The following is an 18,204-nucleotide window of genomic DNA, read 5'->3' as shown; positions in this document are numbered from 1 at the left end:
GACAGATCACCGCAGGCCTTACAGCCTCTTTCGCCGGCAAGCCGGCTCAGAAAGCCTGTACCGCGTCATGGAGGCAGATGTGGGACAATACCCGCCACTTTTAGCCATGCCCGAATCGACCACACCCATGACTGCCCCCCCCCCCCCCAAACCTGCGCGCCAAAAGCCTGAACCGACCAAGGCAGCCAAAGCCGTCGAGCCACGCGAGAAGGCCAGCCTGCATCCGCGCAATCGTCACCAGGGTCGCTACGACTTCCCGGCACTGATCAAAACCACGCCGGAATTGAAGCAGTTCGTGATCACCAACCCGTATGGCAAGGAAAGCATCGACTTCGCCAGCCCGGATGCAGTGCGGGTGTTCAATCGGGCGCTGCTCAAGTCGTTCTACGGCATCGCCCATTGGGACATTCCGGCCGACTATCTGTGTCCACCAGTGCCGGGACGTGCGGATTACGTGCACTTTCTGGCCGACCTGCTGGCCAGCGGCAATGACGGTGTGATCCCCCGTGGCGCAGCAGTGAAGGTCCTGGATGTCGGCATGGGCGCCAACTGTGTGTATCCGCTGATCGGTCACAGCGACTATCGCTGGCAGTTCCTCGGTTCGGAGATCGACGCCACCGCCATCGCCGCCGCCAAAGCCATTATTCAGTCCAACGGTTTGAACAAGGCCATTCAGATCCGTCAGCAGAGCAACCCGAAACAGATCCTGCTGGGCCTGCTCGAAAGCACCGAGCGGTTTGACCTGACTATGTGCAACCCGCCGTTCCATGCGTCCCTTGAGGAAGCGACCCGAGGCAGTACGCGTAAATGGCGCGCGCTGGGCAAGGCCGATCCGAAGCGCAAACTGCCGGTGTTGAATTTTGGCGGTCAGGCGGCGGAGTTGTGGTGTGAGGGTGGCGAGGCACGGTTCGTCACGCAATTGATCAGCGAGAGCGCGCAAGTGGGGCAACAGGTGCTGTGGTTCAGCACACTGGTGTCGAAAGCCTCGAACCTGCCTGCGATCCAGTCCGCCCTGAAAAAGGCTGGCGTACTGGAAAGCCAGGTGGTGGAAATGTCCCAGGGTCAGAAGCAGAGTCGCTTCGTCGCCTGGACCTTCCAGACCAAGGCGCAGCAACAGGCCTGGCGCCAGGCGCGCTGGGCAAAGGCTTCAACGGAATAACAGAACATCGTAGTGACTTGCCTTGGGACAAGTCGTTGTCGTCAACAAAAAAACCGTGCCCGGTTAATCCGGTGCACGGTTTTTTACACGCCTTACTTACTAACAGTGTGAACGCAGCCTTTGATTGCAACTCGCCAGGTGGCCCAAGTCAAACAGGCTATACATCAGCGCTTCGCTGGCCTGACGATCTCTTTGAATGCGCACCCGCGCACTTCTTTGTTATCGCAGTAGTACCGTGAGTTCCACTCTTCCCACGACCCGCCGGCATCAATACTCGCGACGGTCCCTTCCCTTTTGAACTTCATATCCACCGCGCCGCCCTTTTGCAGCCTAAAACCACAACGCTGGACTTCCCCTATGACGGTACTCCCCTCGACATCCTTGTGAGGCATGAAGATCGCCAACTCGAACTCACCCACCGGTCCCTGGCCGCCCTGAGACACGCCATACCACTCGCCGTCACCGCTGGCCGTGGGGGCTTTGTAGACACCCGAGGCCAACTCCTTGATGTCTGAAGGGCTTGGGCAGTACTCCGTGACACTTGCCCAGGCCTGACCGGACAACAGAATCGACACACACATCACCAACTGTTTAAGTTTCATAAAACGTCCCTGTAACTAACAACCAGAATTGAGTTTTTGGCTTTTACGCAAAGCCGAGCGCGACACCAGATCGATACTACCGATCCACGGCATACACTCAACTATCAGTTCTGTGGGAAATTTCGCTAGATAGACAGAGAAACCCGACTTATTCAACTCACACTAAAAAGCCGAATTAATATTTAACCGACACGTCCATAAATTCGTTACCAGAAATGATCGACGCTGAAATATCAGGAGGCAAAACGTCATGCAGCTAAATAAACAAAGTGTTACATCGATCCACCTGGCGCAGATCTTTTTGACGGGCACAAAAAAACCGTGCCCGGAGTGCTCCGGCGCACGGTTTCTTTTAACAAGTCTTACTTGTTAACAGCGTCGGTCAGGCCTTTGGCCACAACCAGCTTGATCACTTTCTTGGCAGCGATTTCGATGGCAGCGCCAGTCGAAGGGTTACGGCCAGTACGGGCAGGACGCTCAGTCACTTTCAGCTTGCCGATACCTGGCAGAGTAATTTCGCCGCCGTTTTCCAGCTGATCGGCAACGATTTGGCCCAGTTGGTCCAGAGCGTTACGCGCGGTGGTTTTTGGCGCGTCGATAGCTTCAGCGATGTCGGCGATCAGTTGGTCTTTAGTAAGAGCCATGTAGTGTTCCTTCCCTATCAAATTCATATGGATTGCAGAGTGCAGTGTCAGCCATCGAGCCCGATCTTCTGGATCTGGCACCCTCGGCCAAATAACCACTGGATCGGGGTTATAGATACCGAAATCAGGGTTTGGTTCGACCTGACAAATGCTGAATGCACGCTTAACGCAGTGACTTCGCGTAAGACCGGGCAAAACTAGCACAGAGACGGGGAAATATCCGCCTCTAGCTACCCATTTGGTCAGCTTTATTGCTCTAAACCGGGAAAAAATCGCATAAGCACCGCCGGTCACCGTGGAATTGGCCTTCGCGCCGCGCCAAAACCAGCGGTTGCGGTACACTGAGCGCTTTTTCGGGGGAGCACGCCCTCCTCTCTTCAACCAGCCGAGAAGCCCATGCCGATCCGTCATTGCATCGTCCACCTGATCGACAAAAAACCCGACGGCACACCTGCAGTTCTCCACGCCCGCGAATCGGAACTGGCCGAGTCCGCCGCCATCGAGAACATGCTCGCCGACCTCAATGAAAGCTATAACGCCAAGCAAGGCAAAGCCTGGGGGCTGTTTCATCCGGAGTCCGGGGCCTTTCCATTCAGCGGCTGGCTGAAGGAATACCTTGATGGCGGCAAGGACTTCACGGCGTTCAGCCGCGTGGCGGTGGAACACCTGCAAAAACTGATGGAGGAATCCAACCTCTCGGTCGGCGGCCACGTCCTGTTTGCGCACTACCAACAAGGCATGACCGACTATCTGGCCATTGCCCTGCTGCACCACAGCGAGGGCGTCGCGGTGACCGATCAACTGGACGTGACCCCGTCCCGTCACTTGGACCTTGGCCAGTTACACCTGGCGGCGCGGATCAACGTGTCCGAGTGGCAGAACAACAAGCAGTCCAAGCAGTACATTTCGTTCATCAAAGGCAAGAACGGCAAAAAGGTTTCGGAGTATTTCCGCGACTTCATCGGCTGCCAGGAAGGCGTCGACGGCCCGGGCGAAACCCGCACGCTGCTCAAGGCGTTCAGTGACTTCGTCGAGAGCGAAGATCTGCCGGAAGACTCCGCCCGCGAAAAAACCAAGACCCTGGTGGATTACGCCAGCAGCCAGGCCAAACTGGGCGAGCCCATGGGTCTGGAAGAGCTGTCGGAGCTGATCGACGAAGAACGCCCGAAAGCCTTCTACGACCACATCCGCAACAAGGATTACGGCTTGTCGCCGGAGATCCCGGCGGATAAGCGCACCCTGAACCAGTTCCGCCGCTTCACCGGTCGCGCCGAAGGCCTGTCGATCAGTTTCGAGGCGCATTTGCTGGGCTCGAAGATCGAGTATGACGAGGATGCCGGCACGCTGATCATCAAGGGCCTGCCCACCTCGCTCACCGACCAGCTCAAGCGTCGCAACTGATGCTGGGCAATGTGTTGAAGAAATGCCTGCTGATCCTGCTGGTGGTCGTGGTCTACCAGAATTGGGGCAAGATCGAGCGCCTGATGGATCCGACCCGACTGGTGTCCGAGCAGATGCAGCTCAAAGCCAATGTCGTGATCTACAGCACGGACTGGTGCGGCTACTGCAAACAGACCCGGCGCTTTCTCGATCAAAGGAACATTCCTTACAAGGAATTCGATATCGAAAAGGATGCTGTGGCGCGCAAGGACTATGTAGCGCTGGGCGGCGGCGGGATTCCGATCATCGATGTGAACGGCACGCTGATTCGCAAATATGACCCGGATGCGATCCTGGCGGCCCTGAAATAACCGCTCAAACCGACTTACCCTTTGTGGGAGCTGGCTTGCCAGCTCCCACAGGTTATCGAGCCATCAGATAATCAGCGGTTTGCAGTTACTGCGCTTCGATCCGGAAACCAAACCGCGGGAAGTGCACATGCACCACACCGCCACGCTCGTCTTCGCGACGAAGAATCAACTCCTCGCGACCGGCAAACAACAACTCACCCGCCACCGGATCGACGCCATAGTCGGTCGCCGCAATCACCACTGGCTGGCCAGCCTTGAAACCATTCGGCTCATCGAACTGCTCATCCGGCAATGCCGCCGGGGTGGACGTTCGCGCCACTTGCAGCGCCTCTTCGGAGCTCATCTCGCTCGAAGCGCCATGGCCGAACCCCAACACACGGGCATGCCACGCGGTCACCGCAGGATAGTTATCCACAAGCGGAGACGTCACGGGCGTCGCTTTGAGAAACCATAGCGAATGCGCCAGGGCGAAGTCGGCAATCGACGGCTCGCCGAACAGGTAATCCCCCTCCTCACGCTGCAGCTGTTGCTCCAGCCGAGACATGATCGTCGGCCATTGATGCCTGGCTTGTTCCGCCGACAGGCGTGTCGCACTGCCACCGCTGAACAGCCCGGCGCGGTCGGCGATAAAGGCCTTGATCGCCTCCGGTGACAGGTTGCCAAAGCGCACCGCGATCGACTCCGGCTGAAACACCAGGCTGACCGCATGCTGGAACACCACCGAATCGGCCCAGCTGGCGAAGCTGGCGGCGATCATTTCCTGTCCTTCCGGGAAGAACGCCGGCAAGGCTTTTTCCTGCTCCAGACGACGGGCGATCAACGAAGTATCGCAATAAATATCCGCACCGATCTGCAGCACCGGGGTCTTGCGATAGCCACCGGTCAACGCGGTCAGATCAGGTTTGGGCATCACCGGTGAGATCTTCACCGAGCGCCAGGACAGCCCCTTGAAACCTAGCAGCAATCGCGCCTTTTCGGCAAATGGGGACGTCGGGTAATGATGCAGGATCAACTCGGACATGCTCGGCTCCGCCGCACGAATAGGAAGTCGCAGCTTAACGCGCAATCGGTTAGCAGCCTACAGATCTGCCTGATGGGACCTGATCAGTCAGAGTGATAAGCCTGCGGCCATGCTGGCCACCAGGCATTCCTTGGCGCTTTTCTTGAGCTTCTTGATCAGGCGTTCCTGGCGCAACGCTTCGCTCTTGTCGCGACAGACTTCGGTGTAGACCAGCGCCATGGCCGGGCTGGACAGGAAGAAGCGTGCCCCTTTGCCGCTTTGATGCTTGGCGAAGCGACGCACGGGATCGTCGCTGATCCCGCAGTAGAGCGAACCATTGGCCGCGCGCACGAGATAGACGAACCAGGGTTTGCTCACTGCAGTGACGGTGTCGACAGGCTTTTCGCTGGGGGCGTTCACGTAACGATCAGTGCTTGAAAGGGAAACAAGCCGCGATCTTATCAGCGGCTGGCCTGGAATGCCCTCAGCCCCTTCAAGGCCTGAGCACGCACAGCGTTACTCACCAACGGCGTCCAACCGAGCAGCAGGCCTTTGAAACCCAGTGCCTGACGCGACCACTTCCACAGATCGAAGCTGTCGTGATGCTCGCAAATCTTGCCGTCACGGAAGACAAAACGCGCCTGAATCTCATTGACCACAACGTTTCCGGTTTGACTGAACAGGTAGGTCGCCACCCAATGGGCAGCGCCGGTGCGCTCATCGGCGCGCACGTTATCGAAACTCAGGGAGAAATCCTTGGCCCGGGTGGTCAGCATGCGCCACATGTCGCTGGCATCACGGCCGTGCAGCTCGCCAAACGCCGGATCACTGAACACCACGTCATCGGTATAGCAGGCAGCCATGGCCTCGGCATCCAGGCGCTGGAAGGCCTGGTAGAAACGGGTGATCAATGCGCTGTGGACGTCACTCATGGGCAGGCCCCTGTTGTTGCACAATATTTTCGAAAGATGGCCTGCACGATAGTCTGCGAATGACCCGAACGCTATGGGCATTCGCCGCGAGAATAGCGGGACCGCTCCTGCGCTGAGCGTCTAGGGCGACATTCCGCTGTCACGGGCGTAGGAAAAAAGCTCGGCATCCGTGGAGATGCCCAAGCGGTGCATGGCCATGTTTTTTTGTTTACTGATGGTCGACACACTGCGCTGGAAGTGACTGGCAATTTCGCTGACGGTCATGCCGCAGGCCAGCATTCTCACCACTTCATGCTCTTTGGCCGACAACGGCAACTCAATCAACTGGCTGCCCGTATCAGCCAGCAGTGTTCGCAACGACTCACTGATGTAGCGGCGCCCCACACCCACCGCTTTGATCGCCAGGGGCAGTTCAGTCTCCGACGCGGATTTGGCGACAATGGCCCGCACCCCCTGAGCCAGCGCCGCCCTCGCTGTCGCGACGCTGGTAAACATCGTCAGCACAATGACCGGCAATGCCGGATGGTCACGCCGAATCGTACTCAACATTTTCAAACCATCGGCCTGCCGTCCTCCCGGCATGGAGAAATCGGTGATCAACAGATCGCACGGTGTACCCGAAAGAACGCGCATCAGGCTATCGGTACCCTCAGCCTCAGCGACGATGACGCATCGCTGGGTGGCATTGATCAATATCCGCAGCCCGATGCGGACGACGCTGTGGTCGTCAGCAATTACGACTCGCATAGTGGGAGGTCTCCTGCTTGTGATTGAAGGGCGCGGAAATTAACGCCGTTTTCTCCCTCCCACAATGCCTCGCCAAACGCCGAAAACGGGTTCAGTCAACGTATTCAAGGGCCAGTGCTTTTACCTTACAAACTTTCAGATTATTCACACATTGCACAACGCAAAAACCTACAGCAGTGGGCGACCAGCAATCGGTGCATCCGCCATCACCCAATACATTTCTACATAAACAGTGCTATCGCTTTTCGTATTAGTTGCATTCAAATCGCTGACTGCACCCGTCTAAATTGCGCCTCAATCCCTGATCCCCTTTTGCCGAAAAGAGCCCCTGCATGAACAAGACGTTAAGCGCACTCTGCACTGCATTACTCCTGACGACAGCTTCGCCCGCTTTTGCCGCCAGCACCGACTTGACCGTCACTGGCGTCATCACCCCAAGTGCGTGCACGCCGACTCTGTCCGGGGGTGGCATTGTCGATCATGGCAAAATTTCCGCGAAAGACCTCCGGCCCGACAACCCCACTGCTTTGCCCAAACTAACGCTGCAAATGGCCGTGAACTGCGATGCGCCGGTTCAGTATTACTTTTCTCCGATCGACCATCGGGCCGGTACCGCCTGGGGCACGAGCAGTCAATTTGGACTGGGCCGGACCAATGCAGGCGAGAAGCTGGGCAGCTTCATGGTTGATGCGTTGAATATGAGGGCCGACGGAGTCGACGTACAACATATTGCATCGACGGACGGCGGAAAAACCTGGATCAAGGATTACTGGGATGCCGACAATCTTTGGGCAGTCGGCGCCATGGACGACACCAGTATGCCGCTCCGGGTGAAAGACCTGACCCTGGATCTTCGAATAACCACTCAAATCGCCAGCACCAGGGAACTGACCCTGACCGACGACGTGCTGATCGACGGCTCAGCGACCCTGCAACTCAAGTATCTGTAACGCCCAATCGTTCGGGCAATGGTGGATCCGCCCTGTTGCCCATTCTTCCTGAAGAACCCACGGGTACATCCCTGCTCCTTTGACCGGCTGCCAGCACACCGACGACCGGGCGGCCAATGGCAAGGCACTGTTTGCAACACTTTTCTACACACCGAACCGTTGCTTTCGTACTTGTTGCATTCAAGGCGCCAATGCCAGCCGCTTAAATGGCACCTCAATCGGTGAGCCCCCCCATTTCCGAAAATCCATGATGCCCGTTGCATCCTTGGCCCCGTTGTCATCTGCAAGCGGCCATCCGACCGGAACCATCGGCTCCTTATCGAAACTATCAACGAGACACGTCATGACGATGTTTTTTACTTTCGCGCGCCCCTTGATTCACAGCGGTATCGGCGCGCTCGTTCTGTTACTGGCCACCCAGGCGCAAGCCGATGGCATGGTCCCGAACACCTCGGTGGTGATTGTCAACGAGGCCGATGGCGAGGCCTCCGTTTCCGTGACCAACACCGACGCCAACCTGGCGTTGCTTCACGTCACCATTGAAAACATCGAGCAGGACAACGAATCCCTGGTGTTCGTGACCCCTCCGCTGTCCCGCGTCGAGGCGTCGAAAACCCAATTGGTGCGCTTCATCCTGCAATCGGAAAAACCCTTGCTCACTCAACGCTTGAAGCGCGTGATTTTTGAAGGCATTCCCCAGGGCAGGCCTGCCGCCGAAGCCGGGCATGCCCGCGTCGGAGTGACCGTGCGCCAGAACCTGCCATTGATTCTGCACCCTAAGGGCCTGGCGCCCAATCGCACGCCGTGGACCGGCCTGCAATGGTCATTACGGGACGGCCAACTGACCGTGCGCAACGAAACACCTTATGTGGTGCGCCTGGCGCAGGAGCTGCAATTGTTGCCATCCGGGAGCGGTGCTTTGTTGCCACGAACCTATGTGCTGCCCGGCGAGAGCATCAGTGTGCCGGCAACGGCCACAACAGCGACGCAGGTGCGCTTCCTGCCCGCCACCGTCTACGGCTTTGCGGTGCCGCACTACGACGCACCCATCGAATCCTGATACGCATCACCCTGGCGCCCCGGCGAAATGCGGGCGCTGGCGAGAGACCAATGCGACGACCGGCTGATCGTCGCCGAACGTGTGCCTGAACCGCAGCGTGTCGAGCAGCACGCTGACAAAAGACTAGTGAACCCCATGAACACCGTATCGACCTACTGTGATGGCGAAGCCATGCCCGCAATTCGGGTGGCGAACGCTCGCCTTCCGCGATCCCGCCCCTGGGCCAGTGTGGCGCTGGGGTTGGCCAATGCACTGGTGCTGACCGATGTCGGCGCCGATGTCATGGCCGACTCGCCGCTGCTGACTGCATTTGACAAGAAAACGTTGCAGCAACGCGGTATCGATCCGGCACTGGCGACCCAGCTGCTACAAGCGCCTCGCTTCACCGCGGGTCGACATCCGGTCACGCTCACGGTCAACGGTCAGCGCCGCGGGCGGGTGGATGCCGCGTTCGATCGCCACGGTGACTTGTGCTTTGACCAGGCCCTGCTCGACACAGCGAACCTGAGGCTTCCTGCCGGCACGCCGGACGATCAGCCTTGTAACGATTTCCTCGGCGCCTGGCCGCAAACCGTGATCGACCCGGACCCCGCCAGCCTGGGCCTGTCATTGATCGTGCCCACTGATTCGATCCGGCCGGCAACCCGGGACTTTACCGGCTATCAAACCGGTGGCTTCGCCGGTCTGCTCAATTACGACATCAACAGCCTGTACAGCCACCTCGGCGATCAGTCGAGCCGTTATTTGTCAGCCAATACCGAACTCGGTTTCAACGCCGGCGACTGGATCGTGCGCAGTCGCCAGGTGCAGACCCGGCAGGATGACGTGTCGCGCACCAGCCATCTGGCGGCGTACGCCCAGCGCACCTTCGCCAGTCAGCAAGCGGTGCTGCAGGCCGGGCAGATCAATCTCTATAACCCGGTGCTCGCCGGTTCGCAGATAACCGGTGTGCAAGTCATGACCGAGCAGGCCCTGCAGGTCGAAAGCCAAAACGCGGTGATTGAAGGGATTGCGCAGAGCCAGGCGCAGATCGAAGTTCGGCAGAACGGTTCGCTGATTCATTCGACAGTGGTGCCCGCCGGCCCGTTTTCGTTGAATGACGTGCGTCGGCTCAACCATCGCTCCGATGTGGAAGTCACGGTCAAAGAGGCGGACGGCAGTGAGCGCAGCTTTATCGTGCCGGCCGCCATGCTTGGCGTCGGCCTTCCCGCGCCAGGCTTTTCGCTTGCAGCCGGCCAGGTACGCAGTACAAGCGATACCCAGGATGGCCTTCCATGGATGATCAGCGGTGGCTGGAGCGGTGCGCTGGATCCTCAATTGCAGTTCAGCGCGGGCATGACAGCCGCGGCTGATTATCGTGCGACAGGTTTCAGTCTCGGCCTGTTGCCCTCGCCCGAGACGCAGATTCAGGCCAACCTTTTGCAGGCGGACGCCGGTGGACGCGCGCCCTCCCGCGGACTGCAAGGCGACCTGAGCGCATCCCATCGATTCGATGACCAATGGTCGATCAATGTCGGCAGCGCCTACCGGACCTTCGGCTACCGCGAACTTGAGGATGCTGTCTTCGGCATCTCGTCAGACAACGACAAATCCCGTTACCGCGATCGCCAAAGCGTCGCGCTGGCCTGGTCACACCCGGCCCTGGGCGCCTTCAGCGGCGGCATTAGTCGCTCATCTTCATACGACGGTCAAAGCAGCAGTCGCGCCCTGGCGTCATGGGGCACCAGCATCGGTGGGGTATCCGTTTCGGCAAACGCGCAATGGCAACTCAGCGGGGCGGGCCGCAGTGGTGACAGTGTTTACCTGAGTCTCAGTATTCCCCTGGGTGAAAGTCGCCGGGCGCGAACCTGGGTGCGCAGCACCGCTGGCGAATACCGCAGCGGCGTCGGCCTGAACGAACGGGTCAACGACCGATTCGGCTATCGGATCGGCGTCGAACACGACACCCGCGACAAACAGGTGCAGTCCACTGCCGGCGTCTCGTTGCTGCCGCGCTCCAGCCAACTGGACCTCAGTTACACCCGTTCCGACGCCGAGCACTCGAGCTATCAGGCCGGCGCCCGCGGCGGTGCCGTACTGCATGGCGGTGGCTTGACGCTGTCGCCGTATCCAGTGCGCGACACCTTCGCCCTGCTGTCGGTCGGTGAGATGGACGCCATCAAGGTCAGCACCCCCAGCGGCCCGGTCTGGACCGACCGGCAAGGTCAGGCGGTGGTCCCGCAGGTCGCAGCCTATGGCCGCAGTGCGGTGGAAATCGATACCCGTTCGCTACCGCGCAATATCGATATCAACAACGGCATGGCCGTGATATCGGCCGGTCGTGGTGCGGTCGACCGCATTGAATTCGGGGTATCGATGACCCGCCGCGCCTTGCTCAAGGTCACCACAAGCCAGGGCGCACCACTGCCCCGAGGCGCGACGGTGAATACCGAGGACGGCGAGTTCGTGACGCTGGTTCAGGACGCCGGCCAAGTGTTTTTGCCCAATGTGCTCGACTCACGGCCGCTGTGGATAACCGCGCCGGGGCTTGAGCGCTGCCGACTCGATTTCGAGCTGCCGGCCAAAGCCGACTCCGAGGCGTATTACGAAACCGCCGCTGCCCAGTGCCGAGCCCTCTGAGGATAATTGATGAACCTGTCCCGTTACCTGCTTGTCCTCGCCCCTCTGACGCTGGGCGCCCTCTCATCCCACGCCTGGGCGCTGCCGCAAGACTGTCAGCTCAGCCTCAGCCAGCCCGTGCTCGACTACGGCTTGATGAACCGTGCGATACGCATCGATACGACTCCGGTACGCACCTTGGGTGAACGTCGCCTGGGCCTCAACCTGAGTTGTTCGCAGCCCACCGACATGAGCGTGTTCTACCGCGCCATGGCCGCGACCGCCGAACGCTATGACTTCGCGGAGCACGGCAGCTATGAAATGCGTATTCGCGACGGCGTACTTGATGGGCAATCGGTCGATTTGGGACTGATTTCCAAGGTCGGCCAGTCGCCTGTGGAAACCGCATCGACCCTGACCTGGCGCCCGGAACACGGCATCGCGCCAGTGCGCGCCGGCACAGCGGTTCAGGGTCGGAGCTTCTCCGCGCAGATCGAGGTGATCGCCTGGGCTCAGGAGCAAGCGATGCGAGTGCGTGAAGCCGTCACCTGTGAAACCACAGGTGTATTCGACGCGGTCGCGGCAGGCCGCTCCCGGGAAGCCATCCTGCGCGCGCGCTTCGCGCCGGGGGCTTGCAAACCGGTGCTGTCCAACGGCGGCCTGGTCGACTTTGGCAGGTTGTCCAAGAGCGATCTGAATGCCGACCAGGGCACTCGACTGCCGCCCAAGACCCTGACGCTGCGGGTCGGTTGTGATGCACCGACCCACTTTGCCCTGGTGATGCACGACAACCGCGCAGGCTCGGCGACGGTCAACAGTGAGATTTATTTAGGCCTGGCATTCGATAACCGCGGCAACAAGATCGGCCTGTATTCGCTGAATGTCGATCCGGCCGATGCCAGCGCCGACAGCTTTGCGCGCCTGTACCGAACCGACTCCACCACCACAGGCGCCGCCTGGAGTACAGCCAGTTCAAGCCCGATACCCGTCGGCCAGAAAAGCTACCTGGGCTTTACCGACATCGCCGGCAGCACCGCAGGCCCGGTCGCGATTCAGAACCTGACAACCGGCGTCACCGTCGAGGCCGTCATTGCGCCCACCTCGAGCCTGGACCTGAGCTCCGCCGTCCAGCTCGATGGCTCGGGAACGATCGAGATTATTTACCTGTAACACCCAACCCACCTTGTTGACCCCAGGGCGCAATCGAGCGCCTTGGGCCATTCAAGGAAACAACCACCCACAAAAGGAAAAAAAATGAAAAAGTATTTCGTGGCCCTGTCGACTGCCGCTCTGGTCAGCGTTGCACCCTATGCCCTCGCGTCGTCAACCGACCTGACGGTCACCGGCGTCATCACCCCGTCTGCCTGCACACCGAGCCTGTCCAAGGGCGGTGTTGTGGATAACGGCAAGATCTCCGCGAAGGATCTCGACCCCGTGCGCGATACGTTGATCGGCACCTATCCGCTGCAATTGGCGGTGTCATGCGATGGGCCGACTCAGTTTGCATTGAAGCCCATCGATCGCCAGGCCGGCACGGCCTCTATGGCAACCTGGTTCGGCCTGGGCCTGACCGACGCTGGCGAGAAACTGGGCGGGGTTCGCGTCGATGTCAAAAATGCCCTGGCAGACGGCGTGGCGGCACACGCCATCGACTCCGAAGACGAGGGTAAAACCTGGAAGGCAGCCTGGGTAACAAGACCCGGATACCTCCTGTCAGTCGGTTCCACCACCGACCTGAGCACCCCGCTGTTTGTGAAAGACCTCACCATGGATTTCGAGGTCAACACCAACATCGCCCGCGCCGACAGCCTGACCCTGACCGACGAGGTGCTCATGGACGGTGCGGTGACATTTGAAATGACTTACATCTAAGCCCCAGCGCTGAACCACCCGCAGCGTCCGGGCGAGTGGTTCGGCTCACGCCTCCATCCTCTGTGCCTTTGCAACGGGGAATGGAAAGCAAACACCGAAAAGAAGCATTAACCAACATGAAAAACTATCTCGCTGCACTTTCCGCCACCGCACTGATCAGCGTCGCGCCCTTTGCCGTCGCGGCGTCCAGTACCGATCTGACCGTCACGGGCGTCATCACGCCACAGGCTTGCACACCGAGCCTGTCCAATGGCGGCATCATTGATAACGGCAAGATCTCCGCGAAAGATCTCAACCTGGACACCAACACCCGGGTGGGGGTCCATCCGATGCAATTGAGCGTGACCTGCAGTGCTCCGATGGCGGTAGCCCTGTATGGCATCGACAACCAGGCCAGCTCAACGTTGGCCGACAACTACTTCGGCCTGGGGTTTACCGACAAGGGTGAAAAGATCGGAATCTTCCGGGCCGACATCAAAAGCGCCATGGCAGACGGCTCAACCTTAACGCCGATCCGCGCATATGATATCTCCGGGACCCGTCCAGATTGGGTTCGCATCGAGGTTCCGGGCAAGGGTCAGTACACATCGGCAGGTACCAGCGCACCGGGCGGCAGATACATCCCGAGCGCCGTAGAAAACCTCACGATGGATCTTGAGGTCGTGACTTACATCGCTCCAGCCAACAGCCTGACCTTGACTGACGAAATCAAAATGGACGGTTCCGCGACATTTGAATTGACCTACTTGTAAGCCCCTGACGCTGAATCACTCCAGGCGTCAGAGGGAGTGATTCAGTGCCCGATCAGATTTTTTCGCTGACGACCTGCACGTACAGCGCACGACCGGCCCCAAGGCCAGCGATGATCGCGCCCAGGCCAATCACCCCGAAGATCCAGCCCACCGCAGACCAGCCGCCGGTCCAGTCATGCACGATGCCCACCGCGAACGGCCCCATGGAGGCCAGGGTGTAGCCAAATCCCTGGGCCATGCTCGACAGGTTCGCCGCCACATGGGAATCCCGCGAGCGCAGCACGATCAGGGTCAATGCCAGGCTGAACGTGGCGCCCTGCCCCAGCCCCAGCACGATCGCCCAGCCCCACAAGCCATCGAGCGGCGCATACAGGCAGCCGAACAAGCCGCCAAGGGTCAAGGCCATGACGATCACGATGGCCATGCGTTGATCCTGGCCGCGCGTGGCCAGCCAGGGCGCGGCCAGCGAGCTGACCAATTGCACGATCACTGAACCCGACAGCACCAGGCCGGCCTGGGTCGGCGTCAGGCCACGGCCGATCAGGATCGACGGCAACCAGCCGAACACGATGTAGGCCAGGGACGATTGCAAGCCCATGTACAAGGTCACTTGCCAGGCCAGCGGGTCACGCAGCAATCCGCGAACGCGGTAGGCAACGTTGTGCGCGCCGTGTTTCTGGCCGACTTGTGGCAACCAGAACAGCGCGGCAACCAGCGCCGGGATCACCCAGAAACCGAGGCCCAGTGCCCAGCTCCTGTCGAAATGCTCGCTCAGCGGCACGGTGGAACCAGCGGCCATGGCAGCGCCCAGGCACAGGGCCATGGTGTAGACGCCGGTCATGGTCCCGGCCTGTTTGGCGAAGTCACGCTTGACGATGCCCGGCAACAGCACGCCGATCACACCAATGCTGGCACCCGCCAGTACGCTGCCGGCGAACAGGCCGATCTCGCCAAAGGAACTGCGCAGAACGATCCCGCCGGCCAGGGTCAGGAGAATGCCCAGCACCACCCGCTCGGCGCCAAAACGTCGCGCCAGCAGCGGCGCCAGCGGCGCGAACAGCCCCAGGCAGAGGACCGGCAAGGTCGTCAGCAAGCCCGCCTGGGACGCCGACAGCCCCAGGGATTTCGAGACTTCGCTGAGCATCGGCGCCATGCTCGACAGTGCCGGGCGCAGGTTCAGCGCGACCAGAATCAGGCCCAGCAGCAATAGCCATGGCCGGCGCAAGACCGGATGGGTTTGCTGGACTTGTTCATCATCGGCTTCGGCGTCGATCAGCAGCTCTTCCAGCTCAGCCGTGCGTTTGGGTTGAGCGGTGCTGCCTGAATCGCTGGTCATGGTGTTCTCGCTTTCAAGGTTCATTGATCAACTGCCTCGACAAGGCTTTGGCCCGCTCCGGGTCGCGTTGCTCGACCGCGTCGAGCAGCGCGATGTGCAGGTCGAACACTTCCTGTCGGCGCGGGACGATGTTCAGGGTCTGACGCAACTGCGCACCGACCACACTGGAGAAGTAGCGATACAGCTCGCTGAGGGTCGGGTTGTGTGCGGCGTCCACCAGACGGCGGTGGAACACCAGATCGCAGGCGATGTAAGTATCGAGATCGCCGTGATAGTGACTGCCGCTGGCCGCCAGCGCCTCACGCAAGGCCAGCAGGTCTTCATCGGTACGACGCAAGGCCGCCAGGCCGATGGCCTCGACTTCGAGGATGTGCCGGGTTTCCCGGGCCTGCTCAAGGGAGCAACGGGACAGCGCCTTCAGCGTGTCCAGCGGGTCGACCACCGCCCGCAGGTAACTGCCGTCACCCTGACGGATTTCAATCAGACCGGAAAACGCCAGCACCCGCATGGCTTCACGCACGGTGTTGCGGCTGATGCCCAGCTCGGCGGACAACTCCGGCTCGGTAGGCAAGCGCTGGCCCACCACCCAGATTCCCTCATTGATGCGCAGGCGCAACTGATCCAGGGCCTGATCGACCAGGGATCGTTTAACTAATGGAGAAATTTCAGACATTGGATTCGCCCTGTCATCCAATCATAGGATGAATTTTCTGACATGTTAGTCAGCTTGTTTCAGAACGGCAACCACCTGTAGGAGCGAGCTTGCTCGCGATGGACGTCAACGTTAACGATAAACGCCTGACGTCCCGCGGCGCTCTCTCGGTCATCGCGAGCAGGCTCGCTCCTACAGGGTCGCGGTTTTCTTTGGGTAAAAAAAACCCGGAACATGTCCGGGTTTATTTCACTGGCGAGCGTCGATCAATGCAGGATCTGGCTCAGGAACAGCTTGGTACGGTCGTTCTGCGGGTTGTCGAAGAAGTCGTTCGGCGCAGCCTGTTCGACGATTTCGCCCTTGTCCATGAAGATCACGCGGTTGGCCACGGTACGGGCGAAGCCCATTTCGTGGGTGACGCAGAGCATGGTCATGCCGTCTTCGGCCAGGCCGATCATGGTGTCCAGCACCTCTTTCACCATCTCGGGGTCGAGTGCCGAAGTCGGTTCGTCGAACAACATGATTTTCGGTTTCATGCACAGCGCGCGGGCAATCGCCACACGCTGCTGCTGACCGCCGGACAGTTGCCCCGGGAATTTATGCGCCTGCTCCGGAATGCGTACGCGCTCCAGGTAGTGCATGGCGATTTCCTCGGCCTTGCGCTTGGGCATCTTGCGCACCCACATCGGCGCCAGGGTGCAGTTCTGCAAAATGGTCAGGTGCGGGAACAGGTTGAAATGCTGGAACACCATGCCGACTTCACGACGGATCGCTTCGATCTGCTTGAGGTCGTTGGTCAACTCCACACCATCGACCACGATGCGGCCTTGCTGGTGCTCTTCCAGACGGTTGAGGCAGCGGATGGTGGTGGACTTGCCGGAACCCGACGGGCCGCACAGCACGATACGCTCGCCCTGTTTGACGTTGAGGTTGATGTCCTTGAGTACGTGAAACTGGCCGTACCACTTGTTCACGCCCTGCATCTGAATAATGCCTTCAGGGCTCACAGGCTGTTTGATTGCTTCGCTCATAAAAGAACTCCTAACGCTTGTGGCCAGTGTCGAGCTTACGTTCCAAATGCATGGAGTAGCGGGACATACCAAAACAGAAAATCCAGAACACCAGGGCAGCGAACACATAGCCTTCGGTGGCCATGCCCAGCCATTTCGGGTCGGCGGCGGCTTGTTTGACGCTGTTGAGCAAGTCGAACAGGCCGATGATGATCACCAGGCTGGTGTCCTTGAACAGCGCAATGAAGGTGTTGACGATGCCGGGGATCACCAGCTTCAGGGCTTGCGGCAGAATCACCAGGCCCATGCTGCGCCAGTAACCCAGGCCCATCGCCGCGGCGGCTTCGTACTGCCCCTTGGGAATCGCTTGCAGACCGCCACGCACCACTTCAGCCACGTAGGCCGACTGGAACAGGATCACGCCGATCAGGGCCCGCAGCAGTTTGTCGAAGTTCATGCCTTCGGGCAGGAACAACGGCAGCATCACCGAGGACATGAACAGCACCGTGATCAACGGCACGCCGCGCCAGAACTCGATGAAGGTCACGCAGACCACACGAATCGCCGGCATGTTCGAACGACGGCCCAGGGCCAGGATAATCCCCAGCGGCAATGCACCGGCGATACCGACGGTGGCGATCACCAGGGTCAGCATCAAGCCGCCCCATTGGCTGGTCGCCACGTTGGTCAGGCCGAAGAGGCCGCCATGCAACAGGAAGTAGGCAGTGATCGGGTACAGCACCAGGAAGCTCAGCCCGTACACCGCTTTATGGTGAAAGCGCGAGATGAACAGCGGTGCCACACCGATAACCGCCAGCCACACGGTCAGGTCCACGCGCCAGCGCAGTTCCGGCGGGTAGTAGCCGTACATGAACTGGCCGAAGCGTTGCTGGATGAACACCCAGCAGGCGCCGGATTTGGTGCAGTCGGCGCGGGTGGTACCGACCCAGTTGGCGTCGAGGATCGCCCAATGCAGGATCGGCGGCACCACCAGGTAGATCAGGTAGAACGCAAACAGGGTCAGCAGGGTGTTGAGCCAGCTGGAGAACATGTTCGCGCGCATCCACGCCACCACACCGATGCTGCTGCTCGGAGGTGGCATGTCGGGTTTGAAGGTATGAGTACTCATGCGCTTTTCC

General features: G+C 59.8%; 19 protein-coding genes. 9 read left to right on the top strand and 10 right to left on the bottom strand.

Annotated elements, in window-relative coordinates:
• The first annotated feature begins 127 nt into the window (after positions 1-127).
• Complete coding sequence (rlmF, locus tag F7R06_RS24185) at positions 128-1,159, top strand: 23S rRNA (adenine(1618)-N(6))-methyltransferase RlmF (RefSeq protein ID WP_151149702.1); 1,032 nt, start codon at positions 128-130, stop codon at positions 1,157-1,159.
• A 164-nt stretch (positions 1,160-1,323) separates the two neighbouring features.
• Here the strand turns inward: rlmF and F7R06_RS24180 are convergent, their stop codons facing one another.
• Together F7R06_RS24180 and F7R06_RS24175 are read right to left on the bottom strand one after the other, a co-directional pair.
• Entirely contained in the window at positions 1,324-1,761 is a 438-nt protein-coding gene (locus tag F7R06_RS24180) for a DUF3757 domain-containing protein (RefSeq protein ID WP_090324945.1), read from the bottom strand.
• A gap of 362 nt (positions 1,762-2,123) precedes the next feature.
• Complete coding sequence (locus F7R06_RS24175; RefSeq protein WP_007905514.1) at positions 2,124-2,405, bottom strand: HU family DNA-binding protein; 282 nt, start codon at positions 2,403-2,405, stop codon at positions 2,124-2,126.
• Between the two features lie 396 nt (positions 2,406-2,801).
• Between F7R06_RS24175 and yejK the strand changes: the two genes are divergently transcribed.
• Entirely contained in the window at positions 2,802-3,806 is a 1,005-nt protein-coding gene (yejK, locus tag F7R06_RS24170) for a nucleoid-associated protein YejK (protein WP_090324946.1), read from the top strand.
• Positions 3,806-4,156 carry a glutaredoxin family protein gene (locus F7R06_RS24165; RefSeq protein ID WP_090324948.1) on the top strand — a complete coding sequence of 117 codons (351 nt, stop codon included), beginning with the start codon at positions 3,806-3,808 and terminating at the stop codon, positions 4,154-4,156. Before yejK ends, F7R06_RS24165 begins: the two co-directional genes overlap by 1 nt.
• Before the next feature lie 85 nt (positions 4,157-4,241).
• Here F7R06_RS24165 and F7R06_RS24160 read toward each other — a convergent pair whose 3' ends face one another.
• The 4 genes from F7R06_RS24160 to F7R06_RS24145 form a co-directional block, all read right to left on the bottom strand.
• On the bottom strand, positions 4,242-5,177 hold the full coding sequence (locus F7R06_RS24160; protein WP_090324949.1) for a glutathione S-transferase family protein: 936 nt from the start codon (positions 5,175-5,177) through the stop codon (positions 4,242-4,244).
• Positions 5,178-5,264: 87 nt separating this feature from the next.
• Positions 5,265-5,576: a GIY-YIG nuclease family protein gene (locus F7R06_RS24155; protein WP_090324951.1), complete on the bottom strand. Its 312-nt coding sequence runs from the start codon at positions 5,574-5,576 to the stop codon at positions 5,265-5,267.
• A gap of 41 nt (positions 5,577-5,617) precedes the next feature.
• A complete protein-coding gene (locus F7R06_RS24150) occupies positions 5,618-6,088 on the bottom strand; it encodes a nuclear transport factor 2 family protein (RefSeq protein WP_090324952.1) in 471 nt (156 codons plus the stop codon).
• 120 nt (positions 6,089-6,208) lie between these two features.
• On the bottom strand, positions 6,209-6,835 hold the full coding sequence (locus F7R06_RS24145) for a response regulator (RefSeq protein ID WP_090324954.1): 627 nt from the start codon (positions 6,833-6,835) through the stop codon (positions 6,209-6,211).
• Positions 6,836-7,167: 332 nt separating this feature from the next.
• Here F7R06_RS24145 and F7R06_RS24140 point away from each other — a divergent pair, with 332 nt between their 5' ends.
• The 6 genes from F7R06_RS24140 (at position 7,168) to F7R06_RS24115 (ending at position 14,067) form a co-directional block, all read left to right on the top strand.
• Positions 7,168-7,785 carry a DUF1120 domain-containing protein gene (locus F7R06_RS24140; RefSeq protein ID WP_090324956.1) on the top strand — a complete coding sequence of 206 codons (618 nt, stop codon included), beginning with the start codon at positions 7,168-7,170 and terminating at the stop codon, positions 7,783-7,785.
• Positions 7,786-8,128: 343 nt separating this feature from the next.
• Positions 8,129-8,845 carry a fimbria/pilus chaperone family protein gene (locus F7R06_RS24135; protein WP_090324958.1) on the top strand — a complete coding sequence of 239 codons (717 nt, stop codon included), beginning with the start codon at positions 8,129-8,131 and terminating at the stop codon, positions 8,843-8,845.
• A gap of 135 nt (positions 8,846-8,980) precedes the next feature.
• A complete protein-coding gene (locus F7R06_RS24130; protein WP_090327529.1) occupies positions 8,981-11,464 on the top strand; it encodes a fimbria/pilus outer membrane usher protein in 2,484 nt (827 codons plus the stop codon).
• A 9-nt stretch (positions 11,465-11,473) separates the two neighbouring features.
• Positions 11,474-12,613 carry a DUF1120 domain-containing protein gene (locus tag F7R06_RS24125; protein ID WP_090324959.1) on the top strand — a complete coding sequence of 380 codons (1,140 nt, stop codon included), beginning with the start codon at positions 11,474-11,476 and terminating at the stop codon, positions 12,611-12,613.
• A gap of 84 nt (positions 12,614-12,697) precedes the next feature.
• On the top strand, positions 12,698-13,315 hold the full coding sequence (locus tag F7R06_RS24120; protein WP_090324961.1) for a DUF1120 domain-containing protein: 618 nt from the start codon (positions 12,698-12,700) through the stop codon (positions 13,313-13,315).
• Between the two features lie 116 nt (positions 13,316-13,431).
• Complete coding sequence (locus F7R06_RS24115) at positions 13,432-14,067, top strand: DUF1120 domain-containing protein (RefSeq protein ID WP_090324963.1); 636 nt, start codon at positions 13,432-13,434, stop codon at positions 14,065-14,067.
• 52 nt (positions 14,068-14,119) lie between these two features.
• Here F7R06_RS24115 and F7R06_RS24110 read toward each other — a convergent pair whose 3' ends face one another.
• The 4 genes from F7R06_RS24110 to F7R06_RS24095 form a co-directional block, all read right to left on the bottom strand.
• Positions 14,120-15,427, bottom strand: a complete 1,308-nt coding sequence (locus F7R06_RS24110) for a CynX/NimT family MFS transporter (protein ID WP_090324965.1) — start codon at positions 15,425-15,427, stop codon at positions 14,120-14,122.
• Positions 15,417-16,076: a FadR/GntR family transcriptional regulator gene (locus F7R06_RS24105; protein ID WP_090324966.1), complete on the bottom strand. Its 660-nt coding sequence runs from the start codon at positions 16,074-16,076 to the stop codon at positions 15,417-15,419. The genes F7R06_RS24110 and F7R06_RS24105 overlap by 11 nt, the downstream gene beginning before the upstream one ends.
• A gap of 245 nt (positions 16,077-16,321) precedes the next feature.
• On the bottom strand, positions 16,322-17,086 hold the full coding sequence (locus F7R06_RS24100) for an amino acid ABC transporter ATP-binding protein (RefSeq protein ID WP_003171943.1): 765 nt from the start codon (positions 17,084-17,086) through the stop codon (positions 16,322-16,324).
• A gap of 10 nt (positions 17,087-17,096) precedes the next feature.
• Positions 17,097-18,194, bottom strand: coding sequence for an amino acid ABC transporter permease (locus F7R06_RS24095; protein WP_090324968.1), 1,098 nt, complete (start codon positions 18,192-18,194; stop codon positions 17,097-17,099).
• Between the last annotated feature and the right edge of the window lie 10 nt (positions 18,195-18,204).

Origin of the sequence: Pseudomonas moorei, assembly GCF_008801475.1 — a bacterium.
In the GTDB taxonomy this organism is placed as follows: domain Bacteria; phylum Pseudomonadota; class Gammaproteobacteria; order Pseudomonadales; family Pseudomonadaceae; genus Aquipseudomonas; species Aquipseudomonas moorei.
This window is presented reverse-complemented; position numbering and strand designations above follow the sequence as displayed.